The organism is Amycolatopsis sp. NPDC051071 (assembly GCF_040682875.1).
Lineage (GTDB): Bacteria > Actinomycetota > Actinomycetes > Mycobacteriales > Pseudonocardiaceae > Amycolatopsis.
Map to the genome: position 1 here is coordinate 1 of NZ_JBFBBY010000003.1, position 20,229 is coordinate 20,229.

Sequence of the window (20,229 nt, forward strand, 5' to 3'; positions counted from 1 at the left end):
GGCTGACCGCCGCCTGGCCCAGAAAAGAGAGCAAGGGACCTTTGCTGCTACTTTCTTTTGGAAAGTAGCAGCAAAGGTCCCTTGCTCTCTTCGTGCTGGTCAGCGCGGTGCAGGGGGGAAGAATCGCCCGTCTACGGGCGGAAGTTGCTAGGCTGTACGCCGGGCTTCGCGTCGGCCTCGTGCGAAGTCCCTCGCGGCGCCGCGGGTAGTTCGGAGCCGTCGACGCAGCCGCCGACGAGCTCGATGTGGTTGTCGTGCCGGATGTACTGACCCGGGTCCACGCAGCCGGCGCGGTCGACCGTGTAGACGGCGGCGCCGGTCAGCAGGGCGGCCGAGGTGATGGCCAGCACGACCGGGAGCACCCCGGCGGAGCGGGTCGCCCGGACCCTGCCGATGTTCCCCCGTGCCATGCGCGCTCCCTGGTCACTTTCGCCGCCGACGCCAAGAGTACCCGGATGGTGAACTTGTCACGTGACGTATTCGTCAGGTGACATCATCCCCGCTCCCTGTGAATACGTGAGAGACCTTCGAAAGGTTCACCGCTGCCCGCCGGTGATGGCGGCGACCGCGAGTTCGCGTTCGGGCTCGCCGACCTCCGGCAGGGTGAACGCCAGCGCCCGGATGTGAGTGAGCAGCCCGGGATCGGGCGCCACGTCGTGCTCGCGCAGGTAGTAGGCGACGGCGCCCGGCCAGTACCACCGGCCGTCCGTGCGGAAGTTCAGCGGCACCGACGGTTCCCGGTCGGGAGCGAACGCGTCGGCGTCGTAGGTCCGCGACGCCAGCACGACCGGCGCGCCGTCGAGGTACGCCAGCACGCGGTCCCGTTCGGCCGGGGACAGCGCTTCGCGGTTCACCACCGGGCGGCCCGACTCGTCGAGACCGTCGTAGACGCGCGCCGAGCGCAGCCCTTCCGGTGCTTCGGCGGGCGGGGTGGCCACCAACGGCTCGGCAGGCTGTGTGGTGGGCTCCATACCCGCCCGCTGCCGCAGCCACGGCGGGATGTTCTGCTCGGCCCTCGGGAAAAACCGGAGTTCGTCCTGGAAACCGATCGGCGGTGGCGTGCGCCGCCACGACGGCTCCTGCTCGACCGCGAACTCGACGGACGTGCCCTGCACGGTGTCGAAGGTCAGCGACGCCCCGAGCCAGGTGCCCTGGCCGGGCTGGTACATCCCGGCCCGCAGCGTCCCGAGGAGCTGGACCAGTTCCGGCGGCGGCGCCACGGACCGCGTCACGCCGTCGGGGCCGGTGATGAGCACGTCGGTTTCGAGGTGCCTGCCGACGGCCCGGTACTCGGTCCGCAGCCGCCGCCAGCCCGGCGTGGCCATCGAGGCCAGCCCGTTGCCGATCTGGGCGACGATCTGCTGTTGCTGCTCCGGGGTGAGCTGCCCTGGTGTGGTCATCGGCCGTTCCCTCAGGCCTGCGGCGGCGGAGGCTGCGTGGTCGCCTGCGGGATCTCCACGAGGGAGCCGTCGGCGAGCAGCTCCGCGATCGACCGTTCGAGGACATACGCCGTACCGCCGCCCGCCTGGTCGTACCAGGCGATCGGCGAACCGACGATCGCGCGCACCGGCCGGACCGTCCGGTAGACGTGGTATTCGAACCGCTGCTCCTCGGCAGGCTGCGACCGGTGGGTGAACTCGGTCCGCGCCGCGTAGAGCGTGTTGCCGTCCGGACGGCCATAGCGGTCCATCTCGGTACCCGGCGGCAGCGTCACGATCCGCTTCCCGCCGTAGAGCTGCAGGCCTACGTCACCGCCGACCGGCTGGATCGGCCAGTCCTCGGTCGGCCGCTTGGCGTCCGGCGGCAGCTCGCCGCGGAGGGCGGCCTGGTTCAGGTACAGATACCCGACGAAGTACCGGACGGCCTTCCGCGCCGTGTCGAAAACGGCCTCTTCGCCGCGTTCGGTGCCCTGGGCCTGGAACACCGCCCAGCGGCCGTCCTCGGCCACGAGGCACCAGGCGCCGTCGGCGGTTTCTCCGACGCTGTACCGGGACGGGTCCAGTTCCAGCTCGGCCGCCGCGTCCGCTGCCGTGCCGAGAGCTTCCTTGGCGGCGGTTTCGGGATCGGCCTGCTCACCGGGAACGGCTGTGCCCGAGGTGCCGAGGCGTTCGTTCAGCCAGTCCGGGATCATCTTCGCGTCGCGCGGGAAGGCGGCCAGCTCCGCGGCGAACGACGCGGCGGGCGGCTCACCGTCCCACGCGGGCTGATCGTCCCAGGTGTACTCGTACTCGATGCTCATGTCGTGCGGCACGTGGGCGACGGCCTGGAACCAGGTGCCGCGGCCGGGCCGGTACATCCCGGCTCGCAACTCGGCCAGCAGACCGGGGACCTGCTCCGGCAGATCCCACAGCTGGAGGCCGCCGTCGGACTCGCGGCGGACCATCACCGGAAGCTCGGTGTACTCGCCGATCACGCGGTAGGTCAGCATGACCTGCGCCCAGTCCGTCGGAACGGCCAGTGCGACGGCGTTGACGAGCCGCACCCAGAGTTCGTTCTGTTCGTCGGCGTCGAGCGGCCCGGTGCGTTCCGCTTCCGGCGGCGCGGCCACCGGATGCCCGGCCTCGGCGAGTTTTTCGCGCAGCCAGCCCGGAATGTGCTCGGGATCCCGGGGGAACGCCTCCAGATCCTGTACCCAGCCGAGTGGATCGATCGACGGCGCCCACCGCGGATCCCATTCGAGATTGTGGATGACCCGGAACCGGGTCGGCGGGTCGACGATGAACCGCATCGAGAACCAGGTGCCTTCGCCGTCCTCGTAGAACAGCTCACGCATCCGGACGGCGATCCGCGCGGCTTCCTGCGGTACGTCGATGGTCGCGTAGCCGCCGTCGCCCATCAGCACGGTGATGGTGAAGTCCTGCACGCCGATGTTGGCGCGGCAGAGCAGATCGATCCGGCGCCAGCCCTCGGGTGCCGCGTCCGACAGCGCGTACACCATGTCGTACTTCAGCTGCTGGAGTTCTTCGGCGTCACGGGGCATGGGTGCGGGTCCTTTCTGCCGGTGCGACAGCGTGCATCACGGCCTCGCCGGGGGGTTGTTCGGGAAGCTGCGCAGATGGACGCTGCGGTTACCGTCCGCGTCGATCTCGGTCCAGCGTACTTGGATCGAGGTCGGCACCTGGCCACCGTCCCGGATCGGGAAGACGTCCATTCCTTCGATCCGGTGCCTTCCGGCGCCCCTCTCCAGGAACCCGGCGAGGTCGGCTTCGAAGGCGTGCCAGTGATCCGGTCCGGCGAGGACCCGACCCTGATTCTGCGGCCGCCACTGGGCCATCATGTTCAGCAGCTCACCAGGGCTGTCGAACTGCTTGCCGAAGATATGGCCGCCGTCGTAGCTCCCCGGCTGCCCGGTGGCCTGCTTGTTCGACTCCGACTGCGCCGAGGTATCCCGGTTCGGCGCCGCGCCGTCCTCCTGCAACCGCAGATCGTTCGCCCGGCCGCGCACGGTGTCGACGCCGTCGATGCCGTCGACCTCGGGCCCGGGCCCGGTGTGATAGACGAACCGTCCGCCGTCGACGTTGTAGACCATGTTCGGCGCCGGGTTGTTGAGGTCGGGACTCGACGGCCGGAAGGTCTCCACGACCACGTTGCCGTTCGCGTCGGTCCAGTAGATCGAGCGCGTGTGCGTCTCGCGCCCGGGATTCCGGTATTCACTGGTGATCACGTACTTCTTGTTCGGCTCGAGAACCGGCCGATTGTTGGCGTCCCTTGGCAGGCTGTCGAGGAACGACTCGCCCCGTTTGAGGGTGACGTCCACCTGCTGGTTGCCGCGGAACCGCTCCGCGTCCCTCGCCCCGTGCGGGATCTCGGCTTTCGGGTCGAGCCGCTGGCGGACGATGGGATCACCCTCGCCGACCTTGTACTTCCGGTTCGCGTCGATGTCCGGGTTGGTGCGCGCCATCCGGCCGGAGTCGACGTCCGCCCAGCGGACATGTCCGCCGGCGTCGGTGTAGAAGGTGCCGCGGTGCACCCCCGCCGTGTCCGTCACCTCGTACCGGGTGTGCGGCGCATAGGGGCCACCGCTCGCGAAGGAATCCTTCGGTCCCGGAGCGTGCTCGTGGGTGCGGCCGACCGGGACCGTGTCGCCCTCGAAGTCGGGCCGGTGGTACTGGATCGACGGATGCGAGTTGCCGTGTTCGTCAGTCCTGAAGGTCTGGTGCTCGCCGTCGACCTCGACCCGGTACGTCGTGTTCGGATGGGGATTCGCGACATCGGGATTCGGGTGGTAGTTCGGGTTCGGGTGGTACACGACGCCGGCGTCCGTCTCCACCTTGATCCGCGGCTGCGTGTTCGGGTGGTGCGTGTCGATGTGCGTGACGTCGCCGTTCCCGTCCACGTGGTAGATGCCGCGCCTGTTCCCGTTGCTGTCGAACACTTCGTACGACCGGGGACCGTCGAGGTCCCGGCCGTTGGGGAAGCGTTCGCCGGGCTCCGGCGGGCGCACCCTGCTGTCCGGGTCCGGCCCGCCGATCCGCTCCGGCGTGGCGTGCTGCGTCGGCGGGTCGAAATCGGCCTGGTGATGCGGATTGCGGTGGATGGCCTGCTGACGGTTCGTGTCGAGCAGATCGCGTTCCTGCTGTACCGAATCCGGGTTCCGGTCCCGCGGGATGTCGGGATCTTGGCCGGGCGGCAGTTCCGGCCGCCGCGGCACGTTGTCGGGATCCGCGCTCGACGGCGGCTGGTCGCGGCGCGGAGTGGTGTCGTCGTCGCCGTCACCACGGCTGCGGGCGCTCTCGACGTCCACGTCGCGCTTACCCGCTTCAGGGGTGTCCGGCGTGAAGCCGTCGTCGCTCGCCCGGCGGGTGGTGCCGTCGGGGCTGTGGACGTCCCATTCGCCGTTCGGCGGGATCTTCGGGCGCGGATGGCCGTCGGGGCCGATCTCGTAGTCGGACGAGAAGACGCGCCCGTTCGAGTCGGTCCACGCCGGCCTGCTCGGCGCCATGACCTCGGTGTCGAGTTCCCGCGAAAGACGGCGTGCGAAGTCGTTCGAGCCCGCGTCGCAGCCGATCAGCCTGATCGGGCGGCCGTCGTAATCGGCGTTGCGGCGCAGGATTTCCGCGAACTCCTCGGGGGTGTACAGGCGGTTGCCGATGCGGGCGTACCCGTCCGGGGTCACGTGCACGTCGACCGTGTGGTGGCCGTTCGGATCCGGCAGGACCCGGTGCGGAAGGTCACCCATGTCACCGTCCCCGCGGTGGTACGAGCTCCCCGCGGGCGTGCCTTCGGAATGCCGCTGGTTGACCTCGTCCGGGGTCAGCGGACGGTCGGGCTCTCCGTCGGGGCCGCGATCGTGCGGACTGTTCTCGTGGTGACCGTCGGGGTCCTGGCGCGGGGTGTGCCCGTCGGGACCGTGCCCGTCGGGACCGTGCCCGTCCGGCGAACGCGGCGGAGAAGAATGACCACCCGGTCCGCGGCCGCCGGGCCCGGTGTTGCCGGGGCCCGTGCCGCCGGGCCGGTTGCCGGGGCCGTGCGTAGCGGGTCCCGGCGTGCCGGTGTGCGGCTGCGCAACGGGGCCGAAGTCGTTGCCACGGGCCACCGGTGGTGGCTGATGCGGCTGGTTCGGCCGCCCGCCGGGTCCGGTCTGGCCGGGACCGCGGCTCGGACCGGTGTGGGTGTCGGGAGTGCGCGGGGCGTGTGTGTCCGGGGTACGCGGCGAACCGGGCGTGCCCGTCCAGCCGCCACCCGGCGGCCTGCCACCGGGCGAACCCGGGGTGCCGCCGGGAGTACCGCCCGGACCGCCTTGGGGCGGCATCCCGCCCGCGACCGGCTGACCCTGCGGCGGGACGCCGGACGGTGAGGCGTCGCCGCCGGTACCGCCACGCTGCGACGGGACGTGCGACGGACCGGCGTCACCGAGCCGCGGTGCCGTGGGTGCCGATCCGCTGGTCGTCGTGCCGCTGTCGGTCGGCCGGGTGGGGACGGCGCCGTCGTTGCCGCCGTGGTGGCCGGGCGACGGGTCGGAACGCGGTGTCGGCGAGCCGCCGCCGTCACCGCCGTGCGTCCGGGGCGAGCCGCCGCCGTCGCCCGCGTGGCTCGGGGAGCCGCCGGTGTCCGCGCGGGTGTGCGGTGCTGGGGTGGGTGAGCTGTCGGGTGCGTGGCTGGGGGAGCCGCTGGTGTCGGTCCGGGTGTGCGGTGCGGTGCCGCCGTCCGCGCGGTTCGGGCTGGGGGAGCCGCTGTCGGACGCGTGGCTCGGGGAGCCGCCGGTGTCCGCGCGGGTGTGTGGTGCCGGGGTGGGTGAGCTGTCGGGTGCGTGGCTGGGCGAGCCGCTGGTGTCGGTCCGGGTGTGCGGTGCGGTGCCGGTGTCCGCGCGGTTCGGGCTCGGGGAGCCGCCGTCGGGTGCGTGGTTCGGGGTGCCGGAATCGCCGGTGTGGCCGGGAGAACCGCCGTCGGACCGGGTGTGTGTTGCCGGGCCGCCGGTGTCGGTGCGGGCGGAACTCGGAGAGCCGCCATCGCCGGGGGAACCGCCATCGGAACGCGGTGACGAGCCGCCGCCGTCCGGTGCGCTGCCGAGTTTCCCGTCCGAAGTGGACGGTGAGTCGCCGTCGCCGGTACGGCTGGGTGCGCCACCGCCGTCCCTTGTGGACGGTGAGCCGCCGCCGTCGCCGCCTCGGGTGGTGGTGGTGCCCGACGGGGTTTCGGAGCTGGAATCACCGGAGCGCGATCCGCCGGAATCGCCGTCGGAGCCGTTCGAGCCATTCGATCCGGAATCACCGGAGCCGTCGCCGGAGCGGCCGGAGTCGCCCGAACCACCCGAGTCGCCGTCTGAGCCGTTCGAGCCGTTTGAGCCGTTGGAATTTCCGGAGCCGCCGGAGCCATCCGAACCGTTGGACCCGTCGCCGGAGCCACCCGAGTCACCGTCGCCGGAACCGCGGCCGGAACCGTCGCCGTCCGGGCCGTCCCCGGAGCCCGAGCCGCCTCCGTCGGGCCCGCCGGACCCGCCGCGGCCACCGCGGTGGGCGAATCCGCCCGGCTTGATGTTCTTGGGGTTGAGCGCGTCGAGCCCGGTGACCTTCCCGGCGATCTTGCCGAAGATCTTGATGATCTTTTCGAAGACGTCGACCAGTTTGCCGAGCAGCGGCGAGACCCGCCGCATCGCGTCGCACAGTTCCTTGAGCTTGTCGGCGATCTTCGCGGCCCACTTGGCGATCGCGGTGACGGCCTGCGCGACCACGATGGGTGTGCCGAAGCCGAGGGAGAACACCGTCTCCATGACCCACGCGATGAGCTTGCCGACCGCGTCCGCGATCAGCTGGCGGATGAACTCGCGGACGAAGGCGACGATCTCGCCGAAGATCATCACGACGGTGCTGATCCCACCCGCGACCGTCGCCGCCCCGCTGATCGCTTCCGCCTGCTCCGCGGCCTGCTTGCGGTACTGATCGGCGGCCTCGCCGGTCCAGCCGGAAGTGCCGTTCTTGACCGTGTTCGTCAGCTCGACCTTGGTGTCTTCCAGTTTCTTCGCGACGTTGCCCCAGGTCTCGGAGTACGACTGGATGACCGGCGGGTCGCCCGCGACCGCGTCCAGCATGTCCTTCAGCGGCTGCATATGCTCCATCAGGAACGACGCCACCGACGACATCAGATAGCCGAACGGGTCGATCGCGGCGCTGGCCAGCTCGCCCGCGAGGCTCAGCACCCCGAGCCCGCCGCCGATCCAGTCGCCGTTCGAGATGCCGTTGAAGGCGTCCATGGCCGACTCGGCGACACCGATACCCGCGGCGTAACCGTATTCGCTGTTCCCGGCTGTCAGCGGCCCCGGGCCGTCGCCGTCCGTCGGCGCCTTCGCGACGAGCGGATTCCCCTCGGGCATCAGTCAGGCACCTTCGCGTTCTTGAACTCGGCGGCGAAGTTCTCGTCCTGCGTCTGATAGGCGTTGGACGCCGACCGCACGTTGTTCGCCACCGCTGTCGCGGCCTCGACGGCCTTGTTCAGCGCGTTGATGCCGAACTCTTCGACCGGGTCGAGCATCATCCGGAACGGCTGGCAGATGATGCCGTACGCGTCGGTCGGCATGCTCACCTGCTGCGCGGCGTCGACAGCGGTGCGCAGACCGTCGGCGATGCCGTCGACCTGCTTGGCGTGCGCGTCGAGGTCGGAGCCGAGCTCGTAACCCTTGCCTGCCATGGTTTCTCCCCTCTACCAGGCCGGATGAACGTCTAAGAAAGGATGCTGCCGCCGAAGTCGTCCTCGTCGTCGTCCTGCGGGCGGCGGCGCCGCGGGATCGGCTTCGGCTGCGGCGGGGCGGACGGCGCCGAACCCGACGCGGGCGGCGACGGAGGATCTTCCTCGTCGGGGCCGAAGCGGTGGTGCCGCTCGGGTTCCGCCTGGGCGGGCTCCTCCTCCGGCGGTGCCTCGGGGAAGGTGCTCTGCGCTTCCGCGATCACGCGGCCCGCCGTCTCGTCGGTGGTGCCGACCGTCTCGGCCATCGCCTGCTGCAGCAGTTCCGGGATCCGTGACTGCGCGAGCTGTACGAGCCGCATGACCTGCGCCGAGACCTCGGCCATCCGTTTGCCGCTCGCGGCTTCGGCGATGACGAGGTTGGTGAGCAGCCCCTTCGAGTCGACGGTGACCTCGATGTTGTTGTCCTTCGACCGCTCTGTCACGGTCTGGCCCTGCATCCGGGCGGCCATCGCCTGATAACGCGCGGCGGTCTCCTGGATCTGCTTCGTCCAGTTGTCCACCATCTGTTCGCTGGCGTCGACGTTGTCCGGCATCGGGGCCCTTCCACCTACTGCGTGCTGACGTCTTCACACTGACGGCTCGAAGACGCCACCGGTTCCGGTGAACCGGAAGATTCGTCAGACAGCCTAGTGCTCATCCGGTGTACCACCCCGGGCCGACAAAGTCGGGCCGCTCACGTAGCGAAAGGGCCCCTCACCGCACAAAGTGCGATGAAGAGCCCTTTCACGCCCTGCGAACTGCCGGGGTCAGAGGTTGCCTCGACGCTGGATCGATGGCGCCTCGCCGTTAAAGATTGCCTCGACGCTCCTGCTCCCGCTCGATGGCCTGGAACAGGGCCTTGAAGTTGCCCTTGCCGAAGCCCAGCGAGCCGTGGCGCTCGATGAGCTCGTAGAACACCGTCGGACGGTCGCCGATCGGCTTGGTGAAGATCTGCAGCAGGTAGCCGTCCTCGTCACGGTCGACCAGGATGCGGTGCTCCTTCAGCTTCTCGATCGGCACCCGGACCTCGCCGATGCGCGCACGCAGTGCCGGGTCGTCGTAGTAGGAGTCCGGGGTGTCGAGGAACTCGACGCCCGCCGCGCGCATCGCGGTCACCGTCGCGACGATGTCGTTGGTGGCCAGCGCGATGTGCTGGCAGCCCGCGCCGCCGTAGAACTCGAGGTACTCGTCGATCTGCGACTTCTTCTTCGCGATCGCCGGCTCGTTGAGGGGGAACTTGACGCGGTGGTTGCCGTTGGAGACCACCTTGCTCATCAGCGCCGAGTACTCGGTCGCGATGTCGTCGCCGACGAACTCCGCCATGTTCACGAAGCCCATGACACGGTGGTACCAGTTGACCCAGTAGTCCATCTTGCCGAGCTCGACGTTGCCGACGCAGTGGTCGACGGCCTGGAACAGCCGCTTCGGCGCGCCCGCGGGGCGGACGATCTTGCTCTCGCGCGGCTCGTAGCCAGGCAGGTAGACGCCCGTGTACCTCGACCGATCGATCAGCGTGTGGCGGGTCTCGCCGTAGGTCGCGATCGCGGCGATCCGGACGGTGCCGTGCTCGTCGGAGACGTCGTGCGGCTCTTCGAGGACGGTGGCGCCCTGCTCGCGGGCGTGGGCAATGCACTTGTCGACGTCGGCGACCTCGAGGGCGAGGTCGATGACGCCGTCGCCGTGACGGCGGTGGTGGTCGAGCAGCTCGGAGCCGGGCTTGACGCCACCGGTGATCACGAAACGGGCCGAGCCGGACTTCAGCACGAACGACTTGCGCTCGAAGTTCCCGGTTTCGGGGCCGGAATACGCGATCAGCCGCATGCCGAACGCGACCTGGTAGAACCACGCGGTCTGCGTGGCGTTGCCCGCGATGAACACCACCGCGTCCATCGACTTCACCGGGAAGGGGTCGGTCGAAGAGTCGTGGTCGACGAGCCCGACGAGCTGACGCAGCTGGTCGTAGCTCACGTCGTCAAGAGCACCTTGGGGTTCCACTGTGTGCGTCATGACTGAAGCATCCGAGCGCGGGACAAAATGTGCAATGGTCAAAGATTTTGCTGCACACTATGCCCAGTGATGGCGGGAGTGACGCCGTCACAGCGGACAACCTGCGCAGGAGGCGGCGACCGTGCCGGAAATGCTCGACGCGCTGGACGCGCGACTGTTGCTGTTGCTCACCGACTCGCCCCGGCTCGGCGTGCTTGAATGCGCCCGTCGACTCGGCGTCGCGCGGGGCACCGTGCAGGCCCGGCTGGACCGGCTGACCGAACGCGGGATCCTCGGCGGCTTCCCGCCCGAACTCGACCTCGCGGCGATGGGCTACGGCCTCACCGCGTTCGCCGTTCTGGAGATCGCGCAGGGCCGCCGGGCCGAGGTCGCGGAGGCGCTGTCCGCGATCGACGAGGTGTGCGAGGTCTACGCGACGACCGGCCAGGGCGATCTCTTCGTGCGGATGGTGGCGCGTGACAACGACGACCTTCAGCGTGTGGTCGACGAGGTGGTCGGGGCGCCGTACGTGCGGCGGACGTCGACGTCGATCGCGTTGTCGACCCCGGTTCCGCCGCGTGTGCGACCGCTGCTGGAGCGGCTGGCGCGGAGTCGGGCGGGGGAGTAGCGGTGCTCCGCGCGCGGCTGCTCTCTCGGTTCCGTCAAGTGTCATGAGGGGTCCCCATAGGACGAAAAGTGTCCTATGGGGACCCCTCATGACACGCGCGGGATCAGCCCACCACGGCCAGGACGTCGATCTCCACCAGCAGGCCGGCGGGCAGGCCGACGTACACGGTGGTGCGGGCCGGGTGCGGCGCTTCGCCGATCAGCTTGTTGTAGACCTCGTTGAACGCGCCGAAGTGGTCGACGTCGGTCAGGTACACGCGCACCATCATCGCGTCGGCAAGGCTCGAACCGGCGGCTTCGAGCACCGCTTCGATGTTCTTGAAGGTCTGCTCCGTCTGCTCACCGACGGTCTCGCCGACGATGGCGCCGGTGGCCGGGTCGAAGGCGACCTGGCCTGCCACCTGCAGGATGTTGCCCTTGCGGACCGCCTGTGAGAACGCGGCCACCGGCTGCGGCGCGTTCTCCGTGCTGATCGCGGTCTTGCTCATTCCGACTTCCCCTTTCGGTTCCCCGTCCATCCACTGTGGACGGAAGCTTCTTCGGCCGCGGCGACCAGTTCTGGCACGAGCCCCATCAGGCCGTCGTAGTCGAGCAGTACCTTCGGCACCGACATCGACACGGCGGCGAGCACCACCCCGCCCGGTCCGCGGACCGGCGCGGCGACGCAGTGAATGAAGTCCTCGTGCTCGGCGTTGTCCACCGCGTAACCCCGGTCGGCGACGAGATCCAATTCTGTCTCGTACGCCTGCGGCGTGATGATCGTATTCGGCGTGCGCACGAAGAAATCGATTCGCGAGACCACGTCGGCGCGTTTCTCCGGTGTCATCGCCGCGACGAGCACCTTGCCGACGGCGGTGCAGTGCAGTGGCGCGCGTTTGCCGATACGGGAGTACATCCGCACCGAATGCCTGCCCTCGAACTTGTCGATGTAGACGACCTCACCGTCCTCATAGGACGCGAGGTGCACGGTGTGCCCGGTACGCACGTTGAGCGCGGCCAGCGCGGACTGCGCGCTGCGGCGGACGTCGCGGTCTTCCAGCGCCTGCTGCGCGAGGTCGAAGAGGGCACTGCCCAGCCGGTAGTGCCGCTGCCCCTCGCGGCGTACGAAATGGTGTGACTCCAGCGTCCGCAGCAAGCGCAGCACGGTCGACTTGTGCACGCCGATCTCCTCGGCGAGCTGATCCAGCGTCTTCGCCTCGCGGGCTAGTCCGCCCAGCAGGGTGAGCGCCCTGTCCAAGCTCTGGCTCATCCGCTCACCAATCCCTTGTCCGTCAGTCTCGCCGCCGCCCATGCTGCCTCATCCGCGCCGATCAGCGCTTCGACGACGGCTTCGGGCAGTGGCGTCCCCACGTCGTCGTGGGTCAGCAGCGTGGCGGCGGCCTGCAGGTGACCGCGCCGGAGCCGGGTCGCGGGAGCGTCGCCGCGCAACGTGGCGGCGAGGAAACCGGCCGCGAAAGCGTCTCCGGCACCCACCGGCTCCACGACGTCGACCCGCAACGCGGGCGCGAACAGCGGCGGAGCGTCTCCCTCGACGAGCGTCGCACCACGCTCCCCGTGCTTCACCACCAGCGTCTTCGGCCCAGGCACCGCGGCACGCAGCCGCTCCGGGTCACCGGTCCCCCACACCCGTTCGGCTTCGTCGTCCCCGGCGAGCACGATGTCGGCGCGGGCGGCGAGTCCGGCCAGCACCGACGGATCCCGATCGGTCCACAGCGCGGGCCGGAAGTTCACGTCGAACGACACCAGCGTGTCCCCGCGCGGCCGTTCCAGCAGCGCCCGCACCAGGTCGAGGCAGCCGTCGGACAACGCGGGGGTGATCCCGGACAGGTGGATCACCCGGACCCCGTCGAGATCGAGCTTCCCCAGCAGCCCGGCGTCCATCCCGGACGCGGCGGACCCCTTGCGGTAGTAACGCACCGGGCTTCCATGTGCGCCGCTTTCCTTGATGTAGAGCCCGGTCGGGCGGGCCGGATCGACCAGCACCGCGCTGACGTCCACCCCCGCGTCGGCGATCTCGCGCACCAGCGCGCGACCGAACGGATCGTCGCCGACGGCGCTCACCCACGCGCTGGCGAATCCCAGCGCGGGGAGGTGGCAGGCGACGTTCGATTCGGCTCCCCCGATGGTCCGTACCCAGTTCCGTACCTCGTCCGGCGGCCCTGATTCGGCCGGTACGAACAAGGCCATCGACTCCCCGATGCACATAACGTCAGTGCTTTTCATCGCGCCAACCGCCATCCCGCTGCCAGGGCGCGCGTCGCAAAATCATGGCGCCTCACGGCTGGAAAGCGCCCTGCCATCGCGATAGCGGGGCCTCCGGCCAAAAGGGCGCGACCCCAAAAGATCAAAAGATTCCCGGGCGGCCAAGGCTCACCTGTCACTTCCGCGTCTCCTCGTCGTCACCCCGTTGACCTCTAGCGGACCGGATGCTACACCTATCCCACGCAATATGCGCAACGTCCGTTGCAACATACGCAACCGAGGTGGACCTCATGTTCGAAGCCGGCACCATCGATTCCGCCGCGGTCGCGGCCGTCCGGGAGGAGCGCGTCGACTGGCGCTTCCGCTCGGTGGCGCCCTCGCTGTCCGGACTCACGATCGGCGAAGCCGCCGCACGCGGGGCGAAGCTGTTCGAAGACGGCTTCCTCGGCCCGTTCGTGGTGCTCGACGACGAAGCCGTCGAGCACAATCTCCGCACGATGGCCGGCTGGTGCGCCGAGCGCGGTATCGCCCTCGCGCCGCACGGCAAGACGACGATGGCGCCGCAGCTGTTCGAGCGGCAGCTCCAGCACGGTTCCTGGGGCATCACCTGCGCGAACGCCGGACATCTGCGTATCTACCGGGCGTTCGGGGTTTCCCGGATCCTGCTGGCGAACCAGCTGATCGACCCGTCCGGTCTGAAGTGGCTCTCGCGGGAGCTGGACGCGGACGACGGCTTCGAGTTCGTCTGCTGGGTCGACTCGGTCCGCGGCGTCGAGCTGATGACCGAAGCCCTTCGTGGCGCCCGCCGTCAGGTGGACGTGCTCGTCGAACTGGGCGCCGAAGGTGGGCGCACGGGGGTCCGCGACACCGAGACCGCGCTCGCCGTCGCCGAAGCCGCCCACGCGAGCCCGGCCCTGCGACTGCGTGGGTCCGGTGGCTACGAGGGTGCGCTTTCCCACCACACCGACGAAAAGTCGCTCCAGCTGATCAGTTCCTATGTGGACGGTCTGCGCGAGCTGATCTTCGCGTTCGCCGCGAAGGGGCTGCTCGACGACGCCGGGCAGATCCTCGTCACCGGTGGCGGCAGCGCCTACTTCGACCGCGTCGCCGACGAGCTCACCAAGGACTGGGGCGACCTCGACGTCCTGCCGATCCTCCGCAGCGGTGCCTACGTGACCCACGACGACGGCTTCTACCGCGTGATCTCCCCGCTCGGGGAACACCCGCGCATCGGCGGCGTCGACTCGTTCCGTCCCGCGCTGCGTGCCTGGGCGCAGGTGACGTCGAAGCCGACGGACGAACTCGCGCTGCTCACCATCGGCAAACGGGACGCCTCCTTCGACGAAGGCATGCCCGAGCCCCGGCTGATCCGCAAGGGCGACGGACCGCCGAGCGCACTCGAAGGCCACTCCATCCAGAAGATGAACGACCAGCACACCTTCCTCACGCTGCCGCCGGGGTCACCGGTCGAGGTCGGCGACTGGATCGCACTCGGCCTGTCGCATCCGTGCACCGTCTTCGACAAGTGGCCCCTCATCCCGGTCGTCGGCCCCGACGGCGAGACCGTGCTCGATTTCGTCCGCACCCATTTCTGATCCGTCCTCCACTCGCCGCAGAGGAAGAATCACCATGGACATCGTTGTCCGCTCCGCACTGGTCGCCGACGGCACCGGTGATCCGCTCACCAGGCACGACGTGGGCATCACCGACGGCCGGATCGCCAGTGTCGCCGAACCGGGCTCGCTCGCGGGCCGCCGCACCATCGACGCAGAAGGACTCGTGCTCGCGCCCGGGTTCATCGACATGCATTCGCATTCCGACCTCCAGCTGCTCGCGAACCCGGACCACCTCGCGAAGCTCTCGCAGGGCGTCACGACCGAGGTTCTCGGACAGGACGGGCTCTCCTACGCGCCGGTCGACGACGACGTCCTCGCGGCGCTGCGCCAGCAACTCGCCGGATGGAACGACGATCCCGCCGGATTCGACTGGAACTGGCGTTCGGTGGGCGAATACCTCGATCGGCTCGACGCGGGGATCGCGGTCAACGCGGCGTACCTGGTGCCGCAGGGCACCGTCCGGATGCTCACCGTCGGCTGGGACGACCGGCCCGCGACCGAGGCCGAGATGATCGCGATGAAGGAACTGATCGCGACCGGGCTGGCCGAGGGCGCGATGGGCATGTCGTCCGGCCTCACCTACACGCCGGGCATGTACGCGACCACCGAGGAACTCGTCGATCTGTGCCGGGTCGTCGCTGAAGGCGGCGGTTTCTACAGCCCGCATCACCGCAGTTACGGCAAGGGTGCGCTCGAAGCCTTCGGCGAGATGGTCGACGTCTCCCGGCGTTCGGGCTGCCCGCTGCATCTGGCGCACGCCACGATGAACTTCTCGGTGAACAAAGGCAAGGCACCTCAGCTGCTCGAACTGCTCGACCAAGCGCTCGACGACGGCTGCGACATCACGCTCGATACCTATCCCTATCTCCCCGGCGCCACTTACCTTTCGGCCCTGCTCCCCAGCTGGTCGACCGAAGGCGGACTCGACGCGACACTCGCTCGTCTGTCCGATATGGATATCCGCGAGCGGATCCGTGCCGAGATCGAGGAAACCGGTTCCGACGGCGCCCACGGCGTGCCGATCGACTGGGAGGCCATCGAGATCAACGGCGTCCGCCGGGACGAGAACTCCCACCTCGTCGGGCATTCCGTCGCCGCTTCGGCGCAGCGGGCCGGGAAACCGGCCGCGGGACTGTACTTCGACGTCCTGCTCTCGGAAAAGCTCGGCACGTCCTGCCTGATGCACGTCGGGCACGAGGAGAACGTCCAGGCGATCATGCGCCACCGCACGCATACCGGCGGCAGCGACGGGCTTCTCGTCGGCGCGCGGCCGCATCCCCGCGCTTGGGGCACTTTCCCGCGTTATCTCGCGCGCTACGTCCGCGAGCTTGGCGTCCTCGACCTCGCCGAATGCGTCGCCCACCTCACCGGCCGTGCCGCGGGACGCCTGCGGCTGACCGATCGCGGCCTGGTCCGCGCCGGCTACGCGGCGGACCTCGTGCTGTTCGACCCGGAAACCGTCGCCGACACGGCCACGTTCGACGAACCGCGGCAGCAGGCCGCCGGTATCCCCTATGTCTTCGTCAACGGTGTCGCCGCCATCGACGATGGTCAACCGACCGGCGCCCTCGCCGGCCATTCACTGCGAGCCAGTCGGCGGAGCTGAGATGTATCTGACAAAAGTGACCATACGTGTGAACCCGCCCCGGCCGAAGGCCCCGCTATCGCGGTGGCAGGACGCCCTGTCCGCTCATCGTGACCTTGACGACCAGGCGGCGTCCTGCCGACGTCGATCGCGGTCGCGGGTTCACCAACAAACACCGCGCAACCCCGGGAGTGCCCGATGATCGACTGGCTCCAACATTCGACGGGTGGTCTCCTGACCCTCGCCGCCGTCTCGATCGCGGTCTTGCTGTTCCTCATCATCAAGGTCAAACTCGAGCCCTTCATCGCCCTGATCGTGGTCGGCCTGCTGACCGCGCTGGCCGCGGGCCTGCCGGTGGGCCAGATCGTCGGCTCCGCGCAGAAAGCGTCGGAGTCTCTGCTGGAAAAGGGTTTCGGCGGGATTCTCGGGCATATCGCCGCCATCATCGGCCTCGGCACGATCCTCGGGTCCATTTTGGAGCGTTCCGGCGGGGCGAAAGTGCTCACCAGCGCGCTTCTGCGTGCCATCGGCGAGAAGCGGGCACCGCTGGCGATGGGCCTTGCCGGTTTCGTCTTCGGTATCCCGGTCTTCTTCGACATCGGCATCTTCGTACTGGCGCCGCTGGTCTACGTCGCCGCCAAACAGGGTGGCCGTTCACTGGTGCTGTACGCGCTGCCGTTGCTCGCCGGCCTTTCCATCACGCACGCGTTCCTCCCGCCGCACCCCGGCCCAGTGGCCGCGGCGGGTCTGCTGCACGTGGAACTCGGCTGGATCATCCTGATGGGCCTGGTCTGCGGTATCCCGGCGTTCCTGATCGGCGGCGTCGCGTACTCGACCTGGATCGGCAAGCGCATCGATGTCCCCGTACCGGCTGAGTTCCTGGCGGCGGAAGACGAAGGCGAGAAGGACGAGAACCCGCCGTCACTCAAGCTGGTGGCGGCGATCATCGCGGTCCCGCTGGCGCTGATCCTCGCCGGGACGTTCGGCAGCATCTGGCTCCCGAAGAATTCCGCGCCCGCCGGTGTCGCCGCGTTCATCGGTACCCCGGCGGTCGCGCTGACGATCTCGGTGCTGCTCGCGTCGTGGCTGCTGGGCCTGCGCCGCGGCTTGACCGGCAAGGATCTGAGCGAGCTTTCGGCCAAATCCCTGCGCCCGGTCGCGATGATCCTGCTGGTGGTCGGCGCGGGCGCGTTCTTCGGCGCCGTGCTGTCCGCCACGGGGATCGGCAAGGCTGTCGCGGGTTCGCTGGACAACGCCGGTCTCCCGGTCATTCTCGCGGCGTACGTGATCAGTTGCGGAATGCGGATCGCGCAGGGTTCGGCGACCGTCGCGATCGTGACGACGAGCGGTATCGTCGCGCCGACGGTGGCGACGCTCGGCTATTCGCAGATCCAGCTCGCACTGCTGGTCGTGGCGATTTCCGCCGGTTCGATCATCGCTTCGCATGTGAACGACGGCGGGTTCTGGATCATCTCGCGGTACTTCAACATGACCGTGCCCCAGACCCTCAAAACCTGGACCGTCTTGGAAACCGTCCTTTCCGTTTCCGGTTTCGGCGTGGCAGCATTGCTCATGGCAGTGGTTTAAACCACCTGAAAGCTGGGAGAGATCACGATGACCGGACTCGATCGACGCACCTTCCTCGGCGCCGTCGGAGCGGCTGGCCTCACCACCGTTCTCGGTTCCCACCTCGCGAACGCCTCCGAACAGACCTGCGGACCGAAGGGAACCGGAGCCATTTACCTCAGCAGCTACACCACTTCCGGGCACGGGCTCGATGTCGCTCACCGGGACACCGCCACGAACTCGCTGGTCGTCGACCGGACGATCCCGGGGATCAGCAACGCGTCCTGGTTCGACATCAGCTCCGACCGCAAGACGCTGTACGTGACCAACGAGGACGAAAACGGTCAGATCTCCGCGCTGAGCCTTGCCGATCCCGCGAAACCCAAGCTGCTCAACAAGAAGTCGGCCAAGGGACAGCACCCGACGCATCTGACCGTCCATTCGAGCCAGAAGTACGTGCTGGCCGCGAACTACAGCAGCGGCAGCGTCGTCGTCCTCCCGATCCTCGCGGGCGGGAAACTCGGCGACGTCGTCGATCTGGCCCAGCACAAGGGCGCCGAGCGTGCCGCCCACGCGCATCAGGTGGTCAACGATCCCACCGGCAACTGGGTACTCTCGGTCGACCTCGGCGCTGATTCGGTCTACGTCTACAAACTCGACGTCGCCACCGGGAAGCTGAAGCTGAACCAGCAGCTGAAGCTCCCCTCGGGCGCGGGCCCCCGGCACCTCGTGTTCCACCCGAACGGCAAGTACGCCTACATCCTCGGCGAACTGCGTGCCGAGGTGACCATCGCGGCGTGGAACCCGGCCACCGGGAAACTGGCTGCCGGACAGGTCGTTTCCGCCGTCCCCGCGGGCACGCCCGGCGAGCAGTACCCGGGCGAGATCACGGCGTCCAAGGACGGCAGGTTCGTCTACGCGTCGGTGCGTGGTTCCGACACGATCGCGTCGTTCGGCGTCGGCGAGGACGGGAAGTCCTTGAAGCTGCTGAACAACGCGCCCGTCGGCGGGGTATACCCGCGGCATATCACGCTGGATCCGACCGAAAGCTGGTTCTACGTCTCCAGCGACAAGTCCGGCACGCTCAGCTGGCTGCCGCGTGATCCCGCCACCGGCCTTCCCGGTGCCGTCGCCGGGAAACTGGCTCTCCCCCAGGTCAATTCCGTCTTTTTCGCATAAGGAGAAAATCCCATGAGAACTCGCGTACTGATCGCGGGCCTCGCGGCGCTCGGCCTCGTCTCGGCCTGCGCGCCGGCGCAGAACGCCCCCGCCGCGAGCGGTGGTGACGAGAAGACCGGAACGGTCCGGGTCTGGCTGTTCGACGAGGCCAACCGCGCGCCGAAGGAGGCCGCGGTCAAGGAGGCGATCGCCGAGTTCAAGGCAGCGCACTCCGGCGTCGAGGTCGACGTCCAGTGGGTCCCGGTGGAAGGCCGCGCGGACAAATTCTCCGGCGCCTTCAACGATCCGGCCAGTGCGCCGGACGTCGCCGAGTTCGGCAACACCGACGTCTCCAGCTACGCCGCCACAGGTGCGCTGGCCGACCTCACCGGTGACCTGTCGTCGTGGAAGGAGGGTTCCGACATCCTTCCCGCGGTGCTGGAGACGGCGAAGTCCGGCGGCAAGACGTACGGTCTCCCCTGGTTCACCGGGATCCGCGCGTTGTACTACCGCACGGACATCTTCACCGAACTCGGTCTCAAGCCGCCGGCCACGCTGGCGGAGCTGACCGAGACCGCGCGGACCATCCGGGCCAAGAAGCCGGAGCTGTACGGCATCTCCGTCGGTGGCAAGTACACCTACGCGATGCTGCCGTTCCTGTGGGCGCACGGCGGTGAGATCGCCAAACAAGAAGGCGACAAGTGGAAGTCCACTGTGGACGCCGACCAGGCGAAGGCGGGCGTGACGACGTACGCGAACCTGCTGAAGGCGGACATCTGCCCGCCCGAGCAGTGCGCCAACCTCACCGGCACACAGAGCATCACGGCGTTCGCGGGAGGCAAGGCGGGTATGTCGATCGGCGGTGACTTCAACCGCAAGGCCGTCGAAGCCGGTCAAGTGAAGGGGAAGTACGCGATCCTGCCGATCCCCGGCATCGAGGCAGGCAAGATCGCACCCGCGTTCGCGGGCGGCAACCTGCTCGGCGTGTTCAACGCGACCAAGCGCAAGAGCCTCGCCGTCGAATTCGCCGAACTGCTCGGTGGCGCCAAATACCAGGAGAAGATGTACACGGCCATGGGCAATCTGCCGACGCTCGGCAGTGTCCAGAAGAAGGTCGCCGAGAGCGACCCGTCGGTCAAGCCGTTCGTCGACACGCTCACCGCGGGCACGAAGTTCGTTCCCGCCACCGCGGCGTGGTCGAAGATCGACGCGCAGAACGTGCTGCCGACCGCGATCCAGCAGATCGCGACCGGCGGCAAGGACCCGGCAGCCGCGCTGGCCACCGCCGCCGCCGAGATGAACAAGGCGTTCGGCTAGCCCCACCACCAC

General features: G+C 68.8%; 16 protein-coding genes. 6 read left to right on the forward strand and 10 right to left on the reverse strand.

What is annotated here, in order from left to right; genetic code table 11:
- Nucleotides 1–131: 131 nt before the first annotated feature.
- From AB0M65_RS01455 to hppD, 7 genes are all read right to left on the reverse strand, one after another.
- Nucleotides 132–410 (reverse strand): hypothetical protein, encoded by a 279-nt coding sequence (locus AB0M65_RS01455; RefSeq protein ID WP_364019659.1) that lies wholly within the window; start codon nucleotides 408–410, stop codon nucleotides 132–134.
- A gap of 126 nt (nucleotides 411–536) precedes the next feature.
- Nucleotides 537–1,400 (reverse strand): ferredoxin, encoded by an 864-nt coding sequence (locus AB0M65_RS01460; protein WP_364019662.1) that lies wholly within the window; start codon nucleotides 1,398–1,400, stop codon nucleotides 537–539.
- An 11-nt stretch (nucleotides 1,401–1,411) separates the two neighbouring features.
- On the reverse strand, nucleotides 1,412–2,980 hold the full coding sequence (locus tag AB0M65_RS01465) for a TNT domain-containing protein (protein ID WP_364019665.1): 1,569 nt from the start codon (nucleotides 2,978–2,980) through the stop codon (nucleotides 1,412–1,414).
- A 36-nt stretch (nucleotides 2,981–3,016) separates the two neighbouring features.
- On the reverse strand, nucleotides 3,017–7,810 hold the full coding sequence (locus AB0M65_RS01470; protein ID WP_364019668.1) for a hypothetical protein: 4,794 nt from the start codon (nucleotides 7,808–7,810) through the stop codon (nucleotides 3,017–3,019).
- The gene (locus tag AB0M65_RS01475) at nucleotides 7,810–8,124 is read right to left on the reverse strand and encodes a type VII secretion target (protein WP_364019671.1); all 315 of its coding nucleotides are present in this window, start codon (nucleotides 8,122–8,124) and stop codon (nucleotides 7,810–7,812) included. Before AB0M65_RS01475 ends, AB0M65_RS01470 begins: the two co-directional genes overlap by 1 nt.
- A 32-nt stretch (nucleotides 8,125–8,156) precedes the next feature.
- Nucleotides 8,157–8,714: a YbaB/EbfC family nucleoid-associated protein gene (locus tag AB0M65_RS01480; protein ID WP_364019674.1), complete on the reverse strand. Its 558-nt coding sequence runs from the start codon at nucleotides 8,712–8,714 to the stop codon at nucleotides 8,157–8,159.
- Nucleotides 8,715–8,967: 253 nt separating this feature from the next.
- Nucleotides 8,968–10,167, reverse strand: coding sequence for a 4-hydroxyphenylpyruvate dioxygenase (gene hppD / locus AB0M65_RS01485; RefSeq protein ID WP_364019677.1), 1,200 nt, complete (start codon nucleotides 10,165–10,167; stop codon nucleotides 8,968–8,970).
- Between the two features lie 121 nt (nucleotides 10,168–10,288).
- Between hppD and AB0M65_RS01490 the strand changes: the two genes are divergently transcribed.
- Nucleotides 10,289–10,774, forward strand: a complete 486-nt coding sequence (locus tag AB0M65_RS01490; protein ID WP_364019680.1) for an Lrp/AsnC family transcriptional regulator — start codon at nucleotides 10,289–10,291, stop codon at nucleotides 10,772–10,774.
- Nucleotides 10,775–10,877: 103 nt separating this feature from the next.
- On the opposite strand, the gene AB0M65_RS01495 is transcribed toward AB0M65_RS01490, so the two are convergent.
- Genes AB0M65_RS01495 through AB0M65_RS01505 form a run of 3 tightly spaced genes read right to left on the reverse strand, consistent with a single transcriptional unit; the run spans nucleotide 10,878 to nucleotide 12,996 of the window.
- Nucleotides 10,878–11,261, reverse strand: coding sequence for a Rid family detoxifying hydrolase (locus tag AB0M65_RS01495; RefSeq protein WP_364019683.1), 384 nt, complete (start codon nucleotides 11,259–11,261; stop codon nucleotides 10,878–10,880).
- On the reverse strand, nucleotides 11,258–12,022 hold the full coding sequence (locus tag AB0M65_RS01500; protein ID WP_364019686.1) for an IclR family transcriptional regulator: 765 nt from the start codon (nucleotides 12,020–12,022) through the stop codon (nucleotides 11,258–11,260). Before AB0M65_RS01500 ends, AB0M65_RS01495 begins: the two co-directional genes overlap by 4 nt.
- Nucleotides 12,019–12,996, reverse strand: a complete 978-nt coding sequence (locus AB0M65_RS01505; RefSeq protein WP_364019689.1) for a sugar kinase — start codon at nucleotides 12,994–12,996, stop codon at nucleotides 12,019–12,021. Before AB0M65_RS01505 ends, AB0M65_RS01500 begins: the two co-directional genes overlap by 4 nt.
- A 269-nt stretch (nucleotides 12,997–13,265) precedes the next feature.
- On the opposite strand from AB0M65_RS01505, the gene AB0M65_RS01510 reads away from it, so the two are divergent.
- The 5 genes from AB0M65_RS01510 (at nucleotide 13,266) to AB0M65_RS01530 (ending at nucleotide 20,217) form a co-directional block, all read left to right on the forward strand.
- Complete coding sequence (locus AB0M65_RS01510; RefSeq protein ID WP_364019691.1) at nucleotides 13,266–14,570, forward strand: amino acid deaminase; 1,305 nt, start codon at nucleotides 13,266–13,268, stop codon at nucleotides 14,568–14,570.
- Between the two features lie 34 nt (nucleotides 14,571–14,604).
- Nucleotides 14,605–16,197, forward strand: coding sequence for a D-aminoacylase (locus AB0M65_RS01515; RefSeq protein ID WP_364019694.1), 1,593 nt, complete (start codon nucleotides 14,605–14,607; stop codon nucleotides 16,195–16,197).
- A gap of 177 nt (nucleotides 16,198–16,374) precedes the next feature.
- Entirely contained in the window at nucleotides 16,375–17,763 is a 1,389-nt protein-coding gene (locus tag AB0M65_RS01520) for a gluconate:H+ symporter (RefSeq protein WP_364019697.1), read from the forward strand.
- Between the two features lie 27 nt (nucleotides 17,764–17,790).
- The gene (locus AB0M65_RS01525) at nucleotides 17,791–18,921 is read left to right on the forward strand and encodes a lactonase family protein (protein ID WP_364019700.1); all 1,131 of its coding nucleotides are present in this window, start codon (nucleotides 17,791–17,793) and stop codon (nucleotides 18,919–18,921) included.
- Between the two features lie 12 nt (nucleotides 18,922–18,933).
- A complete protein-coding gene (locus tag AB0M65_RS01530) occupies nucleotides 18,934–20,217 on the forward strand; it encodes an extracellular solute-binding protein (protein ID WP_364019703.1) in 1,284 nt (427 codons plus the stop codon).
- Nucleotides 20,218–20,229: the final 12 nt, after the last annotated feature.